Raw genomic sequence first — 15,653 nt, forward strand, 5'->3', positions numbered from 1 at the left:
CGAATCAAACATAGGGCAGATAAGCGAAGTCGCCTGTCTGCCAGCAACCGTTATTGGCTGAAAACAGCCCAGATATAACGGCAAAAAGGCCGGTGACTTAGGTCACCGGCCATGTGCGCAATCGATATTACGCAGCTAACGCCATGGGCGTGAAGTTATTACTTAACTTCAACAGAGGCGCCAGCTTCTTCCAGAGCCTTCTGCAGCTCTTCAGCTTCTTCCTTGCTAACGCCTTCCTTAACAGGAGCCGGCGCGCCGTCAACAACAGCCTTAGCTTCTTTCAGGCCCAGGCCGGTAGCAGCACGTACAGCCTTGATGACGTTAACTTTCTTGTCGCCAACAGAAGCCAGAATTACGTCGAACTCGGTCTTCTCTTCAGCAGCGGCGCCACCTTCGGCACCCGGAGCAGCTACAACAGCAGCGGCAGCAGAAACGCCGAACTTCTCTTCCATGGCGGAAACCAGCTCAGCAACGTCCATTACAGACATTTCGGCAATTGCGTTGATGATATCTTCTTTAGTCAGAGACATGATTCAATCCTGATATTACGAGAGCACTGCGTGCTCAAAAAACTTGTATTAGCCGGCCTAAAATTAAGCGGCTTCTGATTCTTTCTGATCGCGAACTGCCGCAATGGTGCGGACCAGCTTGCCAGCAGAAGCTTCTTGCATAACGCTCATCAGCTTGGCGATCGCTTCATCGTAAGTCGGCAGGCTTGCCAGTACGTCGATGGAAACTTGATCACCTTCGAAGGCGGCTGCCTTAAGCTCGAGATTTTCGTTCTCTTTGGCGAACGCCTTCAGGATGCGCGCACCGGCGCCCGGGTGTTCGTTAGAGAAAGCAATAATGCTCGGGCCGACGAAGTTCTCGTTCAGGCAGGCATAGTCGGTGCCTTCGAGTGCACGGCGAGCCAGAGTGTTACGCACAACGCGCAGCCACACTCCGCTCTCACGAGCCTGCTTACGCAGTTCTGTCATATCCGCAACGGTTACACCGCGCGAATCAGCAACCACGGCAGACAAAGCGCTCTGAGCAGCTTCCTGGACTTCAGCGACGATCGCTTTTTTGTCTTCGAGTCCTAGTGCCACTAGTGGTACTCCTGGATTCAAACCGGAATGTCAGACTGATATCAGCCGACCTCGGTTCTGTTACCTTCCCCCCGATCGCACAAGTCGACGGGGACTGAGTCGGTGTTGGATCCAGTAAAAATTCTGAATCGGGTCACCATCTGCGCAGGCGCCCCCTCAGGGAGTCATTAAGAAAACCGTTTACACGATCTCCACCTGCGGTCTTTGACGGCCCTGGCAATCCGTTAACAGATTACCAAGACCCCAAAGTTCTTGGACGCGCCGGATACTATCCAGCGCGTGAATTACATTTCCAGGCTAGCCTGGTCTACCACAAGGCCCGGGCCCATGGTGGTAGAAAGAGTGATCTTCTTGAAGAAAACCCCCTTGGAAGAAGCCGGCTTCATCTTCTTCAGATCAGCAACCAGCGCTTCAATGTTCTGCTTAACTGCAGCCGCTTCGAAGCCAACCTTGCCAACAGCACCGTGGATAATGCCGTTCTTATCGGTACGGAAACGAACCTGGCCGGCTTTAGCGTTCTTGACCGCGGTTTCAACATCCGGAGTCACAGTGCCAACCTTCGGGTTAGGCATCAGACCGCGCGGACCCAGAATGGTGCCTAGCTGACCAACAACACGCATCGCATCCGGAGTCGCGATAACAACGTCGAAGTTCAGATCGCCACCCTTGATGGATTCGGCCAGATCTTCAAAACCAACTACATCAGCACCGGCTGCGGTTGCTTTCTCAGCATTTTCGCCCTGGGCGAAAACAGCAACGCGCACGTCTTTACCAGTACCGTTCGGCAGTACGGAAGCGCCACGAACAACCTGATCAGATTTACGCGGATCAACACCCAGGTTGACGGCGATTTCGATGGACTCTTTGAACTTAACAGTGGACAGTTCGGACAGCAGGTTTACTGCCTCAACGATGTCGTACTGCTTACCTGCTTCTACCTTCTCGGCGATCGCCTTGGCGCGCTTAGTCAACTTAGCCATTACTCTACACCCTCCACGTTCAGACCCATGCTACGGGCAGTACCCGCAATGGTGCGTACCGCTGCATCCATGTCAGACGCAGTCAGGTCAGCCATCTTGGTGGTAGCGATCTCTTCCAGTTGCGCACGGTTAACGGTGCCAACTTTCTCAGTGTTCGGACGACCAGAACCGCTCTTCAGGCCTGCGGCCTTCAGTAGCAGAACCGCTGCCGGCGGAGTCTTGGTGACAAAAGTAAAGCTGCGATCGGCGTATACGGTGATAACAACCGGAACCGGAAGACCAGCTTCCATACCCTGAGTAGCCGCGTTAAAGGCCTTACAGAATTCCATGATGTTAACGCCATGCTGACCCAGAGCCGGACCAACGGGCGGACTCGGGTTGGCCTTACCGGCACCTACCTGCAGCTTGATATAAGCTTCGACTTTCTTAGCCATGATTTTTCCTCAAATGGGTTCAAACGCCTGGCGGCTCCCCGTTAACTCGCTGCCGAAAAACAAAGTGACAGCTACAACAAAGCAGCGAGAAGACTCTCGCCTTCTCACTGCCTAAATCCTGCGCTCAGCCTTAGTCTTTTTCGACCTGACTGAATTCCAACTCAACCGGAGTTGAACGACCGAAGATCAGCACTGCAACCTGCAGACGGCTCTTCTCGTAGTTAACCTCTTCGACCACACCATTAAAGTCTGCAAACGGCCCATCTATAACACGAACCATCTCACCAGCTTCAAACATGGTCTTCGGACGTGGCTGATCCACACCCGCTTCGACGCGCTGAAGAATCGCATCGGCTTCTTTTTCGGTAATCGGCGCAACACGACCGGGATTTTTCGGATCTTCACCGATAAAGCCCATCACACGCGGCGTACCTTTTACCAGGTGCCAGGACGCATCATTAAGCTCCATCTGCACCAACACGTAACCGGGGTAGAATTTGCGCTCAGACTTACGCTTCTGGCCGTTACGCATTTCAACGACCTCTTCGGTCGGAACCAGAATCTCACCGAAGTCGTCCTGCATCCCCTCCAGCTCAACACGCTCTTTCAAGGATTGCATGACGCGCTTTTCGTAACCCGAATACGCGTGTACGACATACCAACGCTTCGCCACAGCGAGAACCCCTTAACCAATAATCCCGGAAACCAGCCAACTCAGCAGCGAATCAATCGCCCAGAGCGCCAGCCCCACAAGCAGCACAACCACAACGACGATAGCGGTTGTCTGCGTCGTCTCCTGGCGAGTCGGCCAGACGACTTTACGAATCTCAACTTTGGCTTCTTTGAATAGATCAAAGAACGCCTTACCTTTGGCGGTCTGAAAAGCAACAAAACCTGCCGCCAGCGCCAGCGCCAACAGCGCCAGAACGCGATATAACAGCGACTCTTCTGAGTAGTAGGAATTGCCTGCCACACCCACCGCAACCAGCAGCGTAACAACAAGCCATTTCACAGAATCAAACTTGGAATCAGTTGAATCCGCTTTTGCGTTCATGTGATGGAGCCTCTAAAGACAGACGGAGCTGATAGACCTATCAACCTTAAGACAAGTTGCCAACCTAACTCTTGATAATTCAGAAAGTTAAGTTGGCAGGCCAGGAGGGACTCGAACCCCCAACCTGCGGTTTTGGAGACCGCTGCTCTGCCAATTGAGCCACTGGCCTGTCACAAAGGGGAGCAAATTATATCCACCCCCCTTTAGCTTTGCAACAAGAAGATGTTATTCGATGATCTTGGCTACAACACCAGCACCAACGGTACGACCACCTTCACGGATCGCGAAGCGCAGACCTTCGTCCATCGCAATCGGAGCGATCAGATTAACAGTCATCTGAACGTTGTCGCCCGGCATAACCATCTCGACACCGTCAGGCAGCTTACAAGAACCAGTTACGTCAGTGGTACGGAAGTAGAACTGCGGACGGTAGCCATTGAAGAACGGCGTGTGACGGCCACCTTCGTCCTTGCCCAGCACATAGACTTCAGCTTCGAAATGAGTGTGCGGAGTGATAGAACCCGGAGCAGCCAGAACCTGACCACGCTCAACTTCGTCACGTTTGGTACCACGCAGCAGGATACCGCAGTTCTCACCAGCACGACCTTCGTCGAGCAGCTTGCGGAACATCTCAACACCAGTACAGGTAGTCTTGGTGGTTTCCTTGATACCAACGATTTCAACTTCTTCGCTGACCTTGATGATGCCACGCTCGATACGACCGGTAACAACGGTACCACGACCCTGGATGGAGAATACGTCTTCGATCGGCATGATGAAGGCACCATCAACCGCACGCTCCGGCTCAGGGATGTAGGTGTCCAGAGTCTCAACCAGGGTCTTAACCGCAGTAGTACCCATTTCGTTGTCGTCTTCACCGTTCAGAGCCATCAGGGCAGAACCTGGGATGATCGGAGTGTCGTCACCCGGGAAGTCGTACTCGGACAGTAGGTCACGCAGTTCCATTTCGACCAGTTCCAGCATCTCGGCGTATTCTTCGCTGTCTGCGCCGCCGCAATCTTCGGCCAGCAGGTCAGCTTTGTTCAGGAATACAACGATGTAAGGTACACCTACCTGACGAGACAGCAGGATGTGCTCACGAGTCTGAGGCATCGGGCCGTCAGTGGCGCCACATACCAGGATCGCGCCGTCCATCTGAGCAGCACCGGTGATCATGTTCTTGACGTAGTCGGCGTGGCCGGGGCAGTCAACGTGGGCGTAGTGACGGTCGTTGGAATCGTACTCTACGTGAGAGGTAGCGATGGTGATACCACGCTCACGCTCTTCCGGAGCATTGTCGATGCCGTCAAAAGCAACAGCTTCACCGCCGAATACTTCGGCGCATACGCGAGTCAGCGCCGCGGTCAGAGTAGTTTTACCATGGTCAACGTGGCCGATAGTACCAACGTTCACATGGGGTTTCGTACGCTCAAAAGTTTCCTTAGCCATTGCTATCTCCCATCAGACGGACCAATTGATGCTGCATCCTTGAATGCAACAAAGGGCAGATATATTGCTATACCTGCCCTTCTAGACTTTCTGCTTACAATTGCAGCCTATGAAATGGAGCTCCAGGGCGGAATTGAACCGCCGACCTCACCCTTACCAAGGGTGTGCTCTACCCCTGAGCTACTGGAGCACATTTCATAACCAACAATGTTGTTACAACTATGTTGGAGCGGGTAGCGGGAATCGAACCCGCATCATCAGCTTGGAAGGCTGAGGTAATAGCCATTATACCATACCCGCATAAGCATATTACCAAGTCGAATAATGGTGGTGAGGGGTGGATTCGAACCACCGAAGCTTGCGCGTCAGATTTACAGTCTGATCCCTTTGGCCACTCGGGAACCTCACCACATTTTAATTCGACTTTACGAGATCGAAACTCGCCCTTACACTTCGCTGTTCAGTTGGTGCCGGCACCAAGAGTCGAACTCGGGACCTACTGATTACAAGTCAGTTGCTCTACCAACTGAGCTATGCCGGCTAACAGCGTCGCGTCAGGAGGCGCAAATATTACTCACGGGCCTGGGGTGTTGCAACCCCCAAACAGAGTTTTTTTTCACTTTTTATTTTCGGGTGTTTTTTGACCAGCATTTGGACCCAGTTCGAGCTGATCAAATTATCATCATCACTCTGTAATATCAGGAAAAATTGCTCTGCCTGCTGCAGCCCAAATTCCACTTCGGCATCGTATCCCTGCTCGACCAAAGCCTTCGATAACGCCTCTGCCGGAAGGGCCTCCCGATAGCTTCCCACCAGCAGCTTTTGTTGCTCATCTTCAACCCAGCGTGCATCCAGGCCAACCACCAGCATCGCATCCACTAACTGCTGCCGCTGTTGCAGATCAGTTGGCGCCATCACAATGACCCGATAGCGCTGCTGCCTGTTTGTGCCAGTGATCGGCTCCAACTCCAACCGCCCCGGTGCATTATTGGCTGTGCTCAACGCTATCCCATCGCTACGTTCAAAGGGGCCGAACCGATAACAGTAGCGCGATGATTTTTCGGCCGGCATCTTAATACCGCCTGCAGACTGCTTCCCCTTCGTCGCTTGCTCAGCGCCGTCCCGGTGTCTCAACACAGTACTAGGCACCTCTGACAGCAGATCCAGCTCCGGAATACCGCGCAACGCCTGCTCGGCCCGATCGGCCAACAAACGTCGCCGCTCCTGCTCCTGATAAAACCAACCGTAGAGCACTCCATTGACCAGCAGCAGAATAAGAAACAACCAACGCATCAGAATCGCTCCTCCTCATTCGATCCCAGCACCTCAGGCAGCGCCCAATCCAGCCCATCCAACACCAGATCCGGACAATACTCCCCTTTGCCCGCTGACTCGATAAACGCCGCCCCATCACCACCGGTCACCAGCAACGCCGCCCGGCTACCCAATAGCCGCTCTGCATCACGAACCACCCGCTCGGCTAGCGCAGCCAGCATCAGTTCAATCCCATGACCGACCGCTTCAGCAGTGCTGCGACCAGGTCGGGTATCCCACCGCTCGGATGATTCGATCGGCAGATGAATCTGGCGAGTATTACCCAACAACCCCTTGCGCATCAGTCGAAGTCCCGGCGCGATATAGCCGCCCAGATGCTGACCATCAGCATCGACATAGTCGATCGTCACCGCACTACCGCAATCCACCACACAGCAACCACCGGGCTGTCGGTTGAAGCCGGCCAACATCGCCAACCAGCGATCGGCCCCCATGGTCGTGTGATCTTGATAGCTATTGATGACACCGGCCTGGCTTGCCTGGGTTTCCGCCTTGCAGAGCGATAAGCTCCACTGCTGCTGACAGTATTGAGCCAATACCGCCTCCGCCTCGTGACAGGCCACCGAGACAACCCGTACCGCAGCAGGTGTATCCAGCCCGCCCCAGGCCTGCCCCAACGCCTGCAGATCGAGTCCCGACGTCGATACAAACCCACGCAGCTCACCGCAGCGCCACTTCAACCGGGTATTTCCGATATCGATATCAAGTGTCATCGAGACTCCGCAAACTCAGTTCACCGCCATGAAACGCCTGCTCCCCCTCGTCGGACTGGAGCAACAGCGCACCGGATTCGTTCACCCCGACACAACGACCCTGTACCGTAAAGCTCTCGGTCGACAACCGCACCAGCTGATCACGGTGAGCATTATGCTGCTGCCACTGTTCTCGGAAAGGAGCAAAGCCTTGCTGTTCAAACTGCTGCATGGCCGGAATCAGCGCGTTGAGCAATCCCGCCAGGACCGCATTTCGATCCAGCGGACGTTGGGCTATGGTGACCAGATCGGTCCAGGGCTGATCGATCTCCTGCGCAGCCGTTTGCGGCATCGCCACATTGACCCCAACGCCGATCACCACCTGGCAGAGACCCGAAGCGTCGCCACTCATCTCCAACAACACCCCGGCCAATTTACGTCCTCGGAACAGCAGGTCGTTGGGCCACTTCAACTCGACCCCGTCAACGCCCAGGGCCTGCATCCCTTGCTGCAACGCCAGACCGACCACCAGACTCAGTCCTTCCAGTGCCGCCGCGCCACCACTGAACGACCAACTCAACGAGAAGTACAGATTACGCCCAAACGGGCTGGCCCAGTCACGCCCCCGACGCCCCCGCCCGGCAGTTTGCTGCTCGGCCAGATAGAGTCGCCCATGGCAGTTCTGTTGCTGAGCCTGCTGCATCGCCAACCGGTTGGTCGAAGGAATCGACAACGCCAACTCGATCTCAGACAGTCCCTGCTGCGCAGCGGGAGTCAGCCCTTGGCGTAGCTGCTCGATCTGTAACAGATTAATCCCACCGGGAACCCGATAACCGCGCCCCTTCACCGAATGACAATCGATCCCCAGCGAATCAAGCTTCTTCAACTGCTTCCAGACCGCGGCCCGACTGACGCCCAACTGCTGCCCCAGCGACTCACCGGAATGAAACTCCCCATCGGCCAGGATGCTCAGTAACGATTCAAGCGCCATCTCAAGCTTTCCGTTCCAGTACGATAAAGCTGTAGTCGTAGGGGTTCGGCTCGACCGCCGCAAAGTCTTGCCGCGACTGCTGCTGCCACTGATCCATCACCAGCTCGGGAAAGTGGGCATCGCCATGAATCTGGTGATGCACCTGGGTCAGATACAGGCGCTGCACCTGCGGCAACGCCTGCTCGTAAAGATTGGCGCCGCCGATGATCAGTGCTTCATCTGCGCCGTTGATCTCGGAGACAGCCTGGGCCTGCTCGATCGCCTGCTCTAGCGAGTTCACCACGGTGATACCATCCGCCCGATACTCGGGATCACGACTGACCACCAGGTTGGTCCGTCCCGGCAGGGGCCGACCGATCGATTCATAGGTCTTGCGCCCCATGATGATCACCTTGCCCATGGTCACCGACTTGAAATACTTCAGGTCCTCCGGCAGATGCCAAGGCAGGGCGTTATTCCGTCCGATGACACGGTTATCAGATTGGGCGACGATCAGGGCCAGTTGCATACAAACTCCAGAACAGGGCTAGCGGAACTCTAAAGGAGCCCAGTGTATGTGCAGCCGCGGACCCTGGCAATTCTCACCCTGAGCGACCGATGCCACCCCAGGTATCACCACAAGCAACCTTGCCAGCTAAACTGGGTCTATTGAGATAGCCGCGCAATACTCGCCTCATCAACGTTACTGATGGAGCCACCACGATGAAAGCCACCCACCAACACGCCAGCAACCTCGACCTGGATCAACTGACCCGACAACTGGAGCAACAGCTTCAGGCCGGTGACATCCTGTTCATCTCGATTGATGCGTTTCTGTATAAGCAGGTCGCCAGGGGAACCGGCAGCTGGTGTTCCCACGTCGGCTTTTCCATCGTGGAACAGGGGCGCTGGTATGTGCTTGAGAGCAAGGTGCCGCGGGTCAGCAAAACACCGCTACGGGACTTTATCGCACGAAGCTGCAACGGCGAGGTCGCGGTCCGCCGACTGCCTGCTCCACTGTCTAGCTCACAGATTCAGTCTTTGAAACAGGCCGCAGCCAAGCGCATGGGGCAGTGGTATCACCTGGGCTTCGACTTCGACTCCAAGCGCCAGTATTGCTCCAAGTTCGTCTATCAGGTCTATCGGGAGGCCCTGGGCGTCGAGCTGGGCAAGGTCCAGACCCTGGAACAGCTGCTGGAACAGAACCCGCAAGCCTGCGTCGGCTTCTGGCGCTGCTGGTACCTGGGCTTCATCCCCTGGCAACGACGCACCCTGACGCCGACCAGCCAACTGCACGATCCGCAGTTACGGACCCTGTTCAGCCACAATATCGCGCTGGAATCGATATCCGAGGGAGCGACGACTCAACATGCCTGAGCAGCAGATTTCAAAAGCGGCCTAGTCAGACTCCGGCTGAGGCGCGGCCATCTGATCCGCCGGGTGAAGCTGAGGTTTCTGGCGCGACTCACCCAGCTCGGCGATCAGCATGCCGGCGATGATCAGCCCCGCCCCGAGCCAGCCCTGCCACAACAGCCGCTCGTCCAACACCAACGCAGCGGCGGCATGGGCGAACACCGGCTCCAACGCAAAGATCAGCGCCACCTTCGGCGCCGGCAGCACGCTCTGGCTGCTGGTCTGAACCCAGTACGCGAATGCACTGGATAGCAACGACAGCCACACCAGCACAAACAGCATCTCCCAACTCAGCAGTAGTTCCAGCAACACCCCAAACTGGAATAACAGCTGCTGTTCGGGCGGATCCAACCACCAGGAAGCCAGGGCACTATAGAGCGCCACCGCTGCCATCTGCAACGCGCTGAGCGCAATGATCGGCAGTCGGCCGGCAAAGTGCCCGGTCATCACAATGTGCAACGCAAAGCTGAAGGCGCAGCACAGCACCCAGAGATCACCCCGGTTGAAACTCAACTCGCCACCGGAGGTCAGCCAGTACAACCCCAGCGTAGAAGCCGCCGCACCAACCCAGACCGGCCAACCGGCACGACTGCGAAACAGCAACCAGCCCAGCACCGGGGTCAGCGGTACACAGAGCCCGGTGATAAAACCGGCATTAGAGACCGTGGTATAGCGCATCCCCTCGGTCTGGGTATAGAAGCCGAGAAACAGCAGAAAACCGAGCCCCAATGAGACCAGTAACAGCGTCATCAAGGGCACCGGCTCCTCCGCTTCGCGTTTTCCTAACAGCAGATGCAGCGGTAACAGACAGAGCGCCGCCAGCGCGAAGCGAACCGAATTGAGCGTCAGGGTCGACAGATGGTTGATCGCCTGATCGACCACCACAAACCCCACCCCCCAGATAAAGCAGACCAGCACCAACAGCCAGAATGCCAATCTCGCTGACAGCGTCATACAGGCTTACCGTCAGACCGAAAAGGGGTAGGCGATCGCATCGTGATGCTGATAGCCCTCGACCTCAAAGTCGTCCAGCGTGACCCAGGTCTCCAGATCTTCAAGGCTCTTGATATCGGGGTTGATCCGCAACTGCGGCGAGGAGAAGGGCTCACGCTTCAACTGCACGTCCCGCATCAATTCAAGCTGATCCTCGTAGATATGGGCGTTGACGATCTTGTGATATGCCCGCCCCGGCTCATGCCCGGTGATCTGGGCCATCAACGCCAGCAGGGTGAATACCTGCACCTGATTGAAATTCAGCCCCAGCGGCACATCACAGGAGCGCTGATAGGAAGTCAGATACAGCTTGTCGCCCAGCAACGAGAAGGTATGGGTATGCATGCACGGACGCAGGCAGCCCATGTGGAATTCACCGGGATTGTAGAACGACAGGATCTCGCCGCGATCATCAATACCGGCACTGAGGTTGTCGACGATCTTGCGCAACTGGTCGACACTGCCGCCATCGGGCTTACGCCAGCCCCGCCCCTGGACCCCGTAGACCCGTCCCATGTCGTTATCGCCGCGACGATGGGGATTGTTCAGCCAGGCCTCATTCTCATTGGCATTGGCCAACCAGGTCGGAGTACCGAGTGCCTTGAAATCGGCGGCGTTATCCAACCCGCGAATATAACCCAACAGCTCGGCGATCGCCGCCTTCCAGTAACTCTTGCGGGTGGTGATCAGCGGAAACTGATTGCCGGCTACATCGTATTCCAGATCAGCGTTGATCAGGGTCAGGCAGCGCTTGCCGGTGCGCTTGTTCTCAACCCACTCACCCTGCTCAATCAACCGCTGACACAGATCCAGATACTGCTTCATTTTTTACCTTCCTTTATCACCGCACCCTTGCTGCCATTGTCATCATTGGATGCTGTCGCTCGATAGGCCAGTCCCATCAGCAGCACCCCGGCCAGCACCATCGGCAGCGACAGCAGCTGCCCCATCGTCAACCAATCGAACGCAATAAAGCCCAGATGCGCATCGGGCTGCCGAGCAAACTCGACCAGGAAACGGAAGCTGCCATAGCCGATCAGAAACAGTCCGGAAACCGCCATGGCCGGCCGCGGCCGGGATGAGAACCACCACAGCAGACAAAACAGGGTCACCCCCTCGAGGGCAAATTGATACAGCTGCGACGGATGCCGGGCCAACTCATCGGCTCGGGGGAAGACCATCCCCCAGGGCAGATCGGTCGCCCGCCCCCAAAGCTCGCCACCGATAAAGTTGCCCAGTCGGCCCAGCCCCAGCCCGATCGGCACCAATGGCGCGACAAAGTCTGCGACCTGGAAGAACCCCTTGTGGTACTTGCGGCCAAACCACCAGATCGCCGCCATCACCCCCAACAAGCCACCATGGAAGGCCATACCGCCTTCCCAGACGGCAAACAGCCACAGTGGCTCGGCCAGAAAACGATCCAGGTTGTAGAACAACACGTAGCCGAAGCGACCACCCAGCACCACACCCAGTGCACAGTAAAAGATCAGATCGGAAACCTGAGCTGGGGTCCAACCCGAGTCGGGACGCCGAGCCCGCCGATTGGCCAACCACCAGGCAGCGGCAAAGCCGCCCAGGTACATCAATCCGTACCAGTGGATCTTCAACGGCCCGAGTTGCAATGCGACCGGGTCGATCTGAGGAAAAGTTATCAAACCACAGACTCCAATTCAGACAGAGTTAAATCGCCGAGAAACCGGTCATCAAGAAACGGCAGCCCACCAACAGCAGCAATACCGCAAAGGCACGTTTCAGTGCCCGCTCGGGCAGACGATGGGCCAGCTTGGCGCCGTACCGGGCGCAGATCGCACTGGTCAATACGATGCCGATAAACGCGGGCAGGTAGATGTAGCCCAGGCTCCAGGGCATCAGCTCCGGATTGCCCCAGCCCTCTTGGATATTGACCAGCGCACCGGTGACCGCGATCGGCAATCCGCAGGCCGCCGAGGTGCCGATCGCCTGTTGAATTCTAACGTTGCACCAGCTCAAGTAAGGTGTGGTCATGGAGCCACCGCCGATCCCGAAGATCGCCGAGCCGTAACCGATTCCTGCCCCCACGGCCCCCAGGCCGGTGCTGCCCGGCACCTGCCGGTGCGGTTTGGGCTTCAGTCCCAGCCCCATCTGCACCGCGATCAACAGCGCGAAGCAGCCGATGATCAACTGCAGCAGCGGCCCACTCAGTTGGCCCGCCGTTTTAACCCCCAGCACCGCGCCGACCACGATACCCAGCGCCAACGGCTTGAACAGATCCCAGCGCACCCCCTGTTTGGCATGATGGGTACGTACCGAGCTGATCGAGGTAACCACAATGGTTGCCAACGAGGTACCGACCGCCGTGTGCGTCAGTACCTGCGCCGACATCCCCTGCAGTTCAAAACTGAACACCAGCACAGGCACGATAATCAGACCACCACCGATACCGAACAATCCGGCGATCAGACCGGCGCAGGCACCCAGAATTAGATAAGTTAACAGCAGCAAGAGAAGGCCTAAATTGAGCTGATTTTGGAAGCTGGCTATTATCGCCTAAACCATCAGTTAATTTCATCTCGGCCGAGCCCGTGATTGATCAATGGGGAAATTCCACGGCATGTGCTTGATTCTTTTTGCCTACAACACCGATCCCCACTACCGTCTGGTGGTCGCGGCCAACCGCGATGAATTCTATCAGCGCCCAACCCGACGGCTTTGCTTCTGGCCCGAAGCTCCGGACCTGCTGGCCGGACAGGATCTGCAACTGGGCGGTACCTGGCTCGGCATTACCCGACAGGGCCGCTTCGCCGCCGTGACCAATTTTCGCCAGGGCCGACGCCAGCCCAGCGTCGGTCTGCTCTCACGCGGCCAGCTGACGCTCGACTTTCTGCTCGGAGAGCAGCAACCGCTGAACTACCTGCAGCAAGCCGATCCCGATGCCTACGATGGCTTTAACCTGCTGCTGGCCGATCAGCAGGGGCTCTACTATGGCTCCAACCGCAACGATCAAAGCCCAAAAGAACTTGAACCCGGCGTCTATGGCCTCAGCAATGCCAGTCTGGACACCCCCTGGCCCAAAGTTCGCGAAGCCAGAGAAGAGCTGGGCAACCTGATCGAGCAGGGCGAACTGAGCGTCGACAATCTACTCAAGCTACTGCAGCACAACCAAAAGCCCGCCGATGATCAGCTTCCCGATACCGGTGTCGGTCTCGAATGGGAACGATTGCTGAGCCCACGCTTTATCCGCAGCGAAGACTACGGCACCCGCTCCAGCCTGGTGTTGCTGCAGCGCTACGATGGCCATACCGAGGTGGTCGAACAGAGCTATCTGCCGGAATGGCAAAAACCCCAAGGCCACTGTTTTTCAACCACCTGAGTCATCTATACTGGCCCCTTTGGCCGTAAGCCAGCAGGACCGCAAATACGATGGAACCGACCCCGAAGCGCCTACCGATTCAGAAGCTACTCTGGCGCTCCTACGTGGGCTCAACCCTGATTCCGCTGGTGTTTGTCGAGATCCTGTTTCTGCTGGCCTACTTCGGCGCCACCGACCAGCTCAGCAGCCGCTACACCCAGGCGCTGGAGCAACAGGCCGCATTCCACCAACTGTCCCTCAGCCGGATCCAGGCCAAAGAGATCAACGAAGCGCTCGACCAGCTACTGCCGTCCCAACTCAAGCAGGCGTACAACCCGATCGCGATCTCCGAGCTGCTGGAGCGTCTCAAACAGCGCAACGTGTTTCAGCTCAGCAACAACAAGCACTACCAGATCTATATCGAGAGCGAAGGCAACATCTACCGCACCGACAGCCTGCGGATTCTGAAAAGCACCGAGAACCCTTTTCTGACCCAACTGGGCGAGATCGAGCGCAAGCCCGAGGGCTACGCCAGCCTGGATGAGGAGAAGATCCAGCTGCTGACCTGGACCCCGATACCGGTTACCGACTGGCAGCTGCTGACGCTGTCATCCTCATCGACACCGGCCCACCTGCTGCAGGAGGGAAGCGACGGCATCCATTCAATTCTGATGATGTCGATCGCGGTACTAAGCCTGGTCTGCCTGCTGGTGCTGGTTATCACCCATCGCAAGTCGCGAAGCCTGAGTAAACGCCTGACCAATCCGCTCAACCAGCTGAATCAGATGATCAGCCATATCGGCGCCGGCAGTTACGAGCCCGAACGGCCGAAGATCGATATCGAAGAGATCGATCGATCCGCCGTCGGCCTGAGTCAAATGGGACAGGACCTGGGCGAAGCCCGGGGCGAGCTGCAGCGGATCAACACCGAGCTGGAACAGCGGGTAGAAGAGCGTACCCAACGCCTGGTGCAGGCCAACAACCAGCTCAAACAGGATAAGGAGCAGCTCGAGGACCTGTACGAGCAGCTCAAGCAGGCCCAGATGCAGCTGATCGAGTCGGAGAAGATGGCCTCGATCGGTCAGCTGGCAGCCGGGGTCGCCCACGAGATCAACAACCCGATGACCTACATCATCGCCAATATCGTGGCGATGCAGGAGTACTGCACCGACCTGCTGAAGCTGATCGAGCAACAGCAGCAGCTGATCGAGGATAGCCGCCAGGCCGACAACCAGGCCCTGCTCGAAGAGCTGGACTTCGCCTTTATCCGGGATGATATACCGGTGCTGATCCAGCAGTCCCTTGATGGCGCCGACCGGGTCAAGCAGATTGTTCAGGGGCTGCGGGACTTCTCCCATACCGGACAACAGGAGTGGGAGCGCAGCGACCTACGCGAGGGGCTGGACAGCACCCTGAAAGTGGCCAACAACGAGATCAAACACAAAGCGGAAGTGGTCAGGGAGTATCAGGATATTCCGACCATCGACTGTCTGCCGTCGCAGCTCAATCAGGTATTCCTTAACCTGCTGGTCAACGCCGCCCACGCCATTCCAGAACAGGGCACCATCACCGTACGTACGCTACGGGAAGACGATGATCATGTCCGGATTGAGATCAGCGATAACGGCAAAGGGATCGCACCGGAAAACCTCAGCAATATCTTCGAACCCTTCTTTACCACCAAGGCGGTCGGCGAGGGCACCGGCCTGGGACTGGCGCTGTCCTACAGCATCATCAAGAGCCACAACGGCAAGATTCTGGTCGACAGCACGCCGGGGAAAGGCACCACCTTCAGCCTGCGACTACCGATTGAGCAACACGAAGCACCCCAGACCCAGGAGCTGGGCAAGAGCCTCAAACAACAAAGCTGAGTGCGTAGAACGGCGGAGGTTCGCGGCTGCCCCGAAACAACCGTCG

18 protein-coding genes and 5 tRNA genes are annotated in these 15,653 nt (G+C 56.9%); 3 read left to right on the top strand and 20 right to left on the bottom strand.

Translation table 11 applies throughout. The features are described from left to right. Positions 1–158: 158 nt before the first annotated feature. The 16 genes from rplL to DV711_RS18885 form a co-directional block, all read right to left on the bottom strand. Positions 159–530, bottom strand: a complete 372-nt coding sequence (gene rplL / locus DV711_RS18810; RefSeq protein WP_114697277.1) for a 50S ribosomal protein L7/L12 — start codon at positions 528–530, stop codon at positions 159–161. A 63-nt stretch (positions 531–593) separates the two neighbouring features. Next, a complete protein-coding gene (rplJ, locus tag DV711_RS18815; RefSeq protein WP_114697278.1) occupies positions 594–1,088 on the bottom strand; it encodes a 50S ribosomal protein L10 in 495 nt (164 codons plus the stop codon). Positions 1,089–1,372: 284 nt separating this feature from the next. Continuing rightward, positions 1,373–2,068, bottom strand: a complete 696-nt coding sequence (gene rplA, locus DV711_RS18820; RefSeq protein WP_114697279.1) for a 50S ribosomal protein L1 — start codon at positions 2,066–2,068, stop codon at positions 1,373–1,375. Then, positions 2,068–2,502 (bottom strand): 50S ribosomal protein L11, encoded by a 435-nt coding sequence (gene rplK, locus DV711_RS18825; protein ID WP_114697280.1) that lies wholly within the window; start codon positions 2,500–2,502, stop codon positions 2,068–2,070. Before rplK ends, rplA begins: the two co-directional genes overlap by 1 nt. Positions 2,503–2,632: 130 nt before the next feature. Further along, positions 2,633–3,175 carry a transcription termination/antitermination protein NusG gene (nusG, locus tag DV711_RS18830; RefSeq protein WP_114697281.1) on the bottom strand — a complete coding sequence of 181 codons (543 nt, stop codon included), beginning with the start codon at positions 3,173–3,175 and terminating at the stop codon, positions 2,633–2,635. A 12-nt stretch (positions 3,176–3,187) separates the two neighbouring features. Further along, positions 3,188–3,556, bottom strand: a complete 369-nt coding sequence (secE, locus tag DV711_RS18835) for a preprotein translocase subunit SecE (protein WP_114697282.1) — start codon at positions 3,554–3,556, stop codon at positions 3,188–3,190. A 93-nt stretch (positions 3,557–3,649) separates the two neighbouring features. Continuing rightward, positions 3,650–3,725, bottom strand: a tRNA-Trp gene (locus DV711_RS18840). 56 nt (positions 3,726–3,781) lie between these two features. Further along, positions 3,782–5,005 (bottom strand): elongation factor Tu, encoded by a 1,224-nt coding sequence (gene tuf / locus DV711_RS18845; RefSeq protein WP_114697283.1) that lies wholly within the window; start codon positions 5,003–5,005, stop codon positions 3,782–3,784. 115 nt (positions 5,006–5,120) lie between these two features. Beyond that, a tRNA-Thr gene (locus DV711_RS18850) sits at positions 5,121–5,195 on the bottom strand. 35 nt (positions 5,196–5,230) lie between these two features. Next, a tRNA-Gly gene (locus tag DV711_RS18855) sits at positions 5,231–5,305 on the bottom strand. Positions 5,306–5,330: 25 nt separating this feature from the next. Further along, positions 5,331–5,414: transfer RNA gene (locus DV711_RS18860), tRNA-Tyr, on the bottom strand. A gap of 56 nt (positions 5,415–5,470) precedes the next feature. Next, positions 5,471–5,546: transfer RNA gene (locus DV711_RS18865), tRNA-Thr, on the bottom strand. A gap of 29 nt (positions 5,547–5,575) precedes the next feature. Further along, positions 5,576–6,298 (bottom strand): hypothetical protein, encoded by a 723-nt coding sequence (locus tag DV711_RS18870; protein WP_114697284.1) that lies wholly within the window; start codon positions 6,296–6,298, stop codon positions 5,576–5,578. Beyond that, the gene (locus DV711_RS18875; RefSeq protein WP_114697285.1) at positions 6,298–7,053 is read right to left on the bottom strand and encodes a type III pantothenate kinase; all 756 of its coding nucleotides are present in this window, start codon (positions 7,051–7,053) and stop codon (positions 6,298–6,300) included. The genes DV711_RS18870 and DV711_RS18875 overlap by 1 nt, the downstream gene beginning before the upstream one ends. After that, positions 7,043–8,023 (bottom strand): bifunctional biotin--[acetyl-CoA-carboxylase] ligase/biotin operon repressor BirA, encoded by a 981-nt coding sequence (birA, locus tag DV711_RS18880; RefSeq protein ID WP_114697286.1) that lies wholly within the window; start codon positions 8,021–8,023, stop codon positions 7,043–7,045. Before birA ends, DV711_RS18875 begins: the two co-directional genes overlap by 11 nt. A gap of 1 nt (position 8,024) precedes the next feature. Further along, on the bottom strand, positions 8,025–8,531 hold the full coding sequence (locus tag DV711_RS18885) for a dihydrofolate reductase (protein WP_114697287.1): 507 nt from the start codon (positions 8,529–8,531) through the stop codon (positions 8,025–8,027). A 194-nt stretch (positions 8,532–8,725) separates the two neighbouring features. Here DV711_RS18885 and DV711_RS18890 point away from each other — a divergent pair, with 194 nt between their 5' ends. Next, positions 8,726–9,379 carry a YiiX/YebB-like N1pC/P60 family cysteine hydrolase gene (locus tag DV711_RS18890; RefSeq protein WP_114697288.1) on the top strand — a complete coding sequence of 218 codons (654 nt, stop codon included), beginning with the start codon at positions 8,726–8,728 and terminating at the stop codon, positions 9,377–9,379. Positions 9,380–9,400: 21 nt separating this feature from the next. On the opposite strand, the gene DV711_RS18895 is transcribed toward DV711_RS18890, so the two are convergent. The 4 genes from DV711_RS18895 to DV711_RS18910 are packed head-to-tail and all read right to left on the bottom strand — an operon-like array spanning position 9,401 to position 12,889. After that, positions 9,401–10,369, bottom strand: a complete 969-nt coding sequence (locus DV711_RS18895) for a DMT family transporter (protein WP_114697289.1) — start codon at positions 10,367–10,369, stop codon at positions 9,401–9,403. A 12-nt stretch (positions 10,370–10,381) separates the two neighbouring features. After that, positions 10,382–11,233, bottom strand: coding sequence for a thymidylate synthase (locus DV711_RS18900; RefSeq protein ID WP_114697290.1), 852 nt, complete (start codon positions 11,231–11,233; stop codon positions 10,382–10,384). Next, entirely contained in the window at positions 11,230–12,063 is an 834-nt protein-coding gene (gene lgt / locus DV711_RS18905) for a prolipoprotein diacylglyceryl transferase (protein ID WP_114697291.1), read from the bottom strand. Before lgt ends, DV711_RS18900 begins: the two co-directional genes overlap by 4 nt. 25 nt (positions 12,064–12,088) lie before the next feature. Next, positions 12,089–12,889, bottom strand: coding sequence for a sulfite exporter TauE/SafE family protein (locus tag DV711_RS18910; protein ID WP_114697292.1), 801 nt, complete (start codon positions 12,887–12,889; stop codon positions 12,089–12,091). Between the two features lie 109 nt (positions 12,890–12,998). On the opposite strand from DV711_RS18910, the gene DV711_RS18915 reads away from it, so the two are divergent. Both DV711_RS18915 and DV711_RS18920 read left to right on the top strand, forming a co-directional pair. Continuing rightward, positions 12,999–13,757 carry an NRDE family protein gene (locus tag DV711_RS18915; protein ID WP_114697293.1) on the top strand — a complete coding sequence of 253 codons (759 nt, stop codon included), beginning with the start codon at positions 12,999–13,001 and terminating at the stop codon, positions 13,755–13,757. A 50-nt stretch (positions 13,758–13,807) separates the two neighbouring features. Continuing rightward, positions 13,808–15,607: an ATP-binding protein gene (locus DV711_RS18920; RefSeq protein WP_114697294.1), complete on the top strand. Its 1,800-nt coding sequence runs from the start codon at positions 13,808–13,810 to the stop codon at positions 15,605–15,607. The last annotated feature ends 46 nt before the right edge of the window (positions 15,608–15,653 follow it).

This window comes from Motiliproteus coralliicola, from assembly GCF_003345655.1.
In the GTDB taxonomy this organism is placed as follows: Bacteria; Pseudomonadota; Gammaproteobacteria; order Pseudomonadales; family Balneatricaceae; genus Motiliproteus; species Motiliproteus coralliicola.

Excerpts from the sequence above, each read along its gene's own strand:
- rplL (WP_114697277.1), bottom strand. The coding sequence starts at position 530 with ATGTCTCTGACTAAAGAAGATATCATCAACGCAATTGCCGAAATGTCT.
- rplA (WP_114697279.1), bottom strand. The coding sequence starts at position 2,068 with ATGGCTAAGTTGACTAAGCGCGCCAAGGCGATCGCCGAGAAGGTAGAA.
- rplK (WP_114697280.1), bottom strand. The coding sequence starts at position 2,502 with ATGGCTAAGAAAGTCGAAGCTTATATCAAGCTGCAGGTAGGTGCCGGT.
- secE (WP_114697282.1), bottom strand. The coding sequence starts at position 3,556 with ATGAACGCAAAAGCGGATTCAACTGATTCCAAGTTTGATTCTGTGAAA.
- tuf (WP_114697283.1), bottom strand. The coding sequence starts at position 5,005 with ATGGCTAAGGAAACTTTTGAGCGTACGAAACCCCATGTGAACGTTGGT.
- DV711_RS18870 (WP_114697284.1), bottom strand. The coding sequence starts at position 6,298 with ATGCGTTGGTTGTTTCTTATTCTGCTGCTGGTCAATGGAGTGCTCTAC.
- DV711_RS18875 (WP_114697285.1), bottom strand. The coding sequence starts at position 7,053 with ATGACACTTGATATCGATATCGGAAATACCCGGTTGAAGTGGCGCTGC.
- birA (WP_114697286.1), bottom strand. The coding sequence starts at position 8,023 with ATGGCGCTTGAATCGTTACTGAGCATCCTGGCCGATGGGGAGTTTCAT.
- DV711_RS18885 (WP_114697287.1), bottom strand. The coding sequence starts at position 8,531 with ATGCAACTGGCCCTGATCGTCGCCCAATCTGATAACCGTGTCATCGGA.
- DV711_RS18890 (WP_114697288.1), top strand. The coding sequence starts at position 8,726 with ATGAAAGCCACCCACCAACACGCCAGCAACCTCGACCTGGATCAACTG.
- DV711_RS18895 (WP_114697289.1), bottom strand. The coding sequence starts at position 10,369 with ATGACGCTGTCAGCGAGATTGGCATTCTGGCTGTTGGTGCTGGTCTGC.
- DV711_RS18900 (WP_114697290.1), bottom strand. The coding sequence starts at position 11,233 with ATGAAGCAGTATCTGGATCTGTGTCAGCGGTTGATTGAGCAGGGTGAG.
- DV711_RS18915 (WP_114697293.1), top strand. The coding sequence starts at position 12,999 with ATGTGCTTGATTCTTTTTGCCTACAACACCGATCCCCACTACCGTCTG.
- DV711_RS18920 (WP_114697294.1), top strand. The coding sequence starts at position 13,808 with ATGGAACCGACCCCGAAGCGCCTACCGATTCAGAAGCTACTCTGGCGC.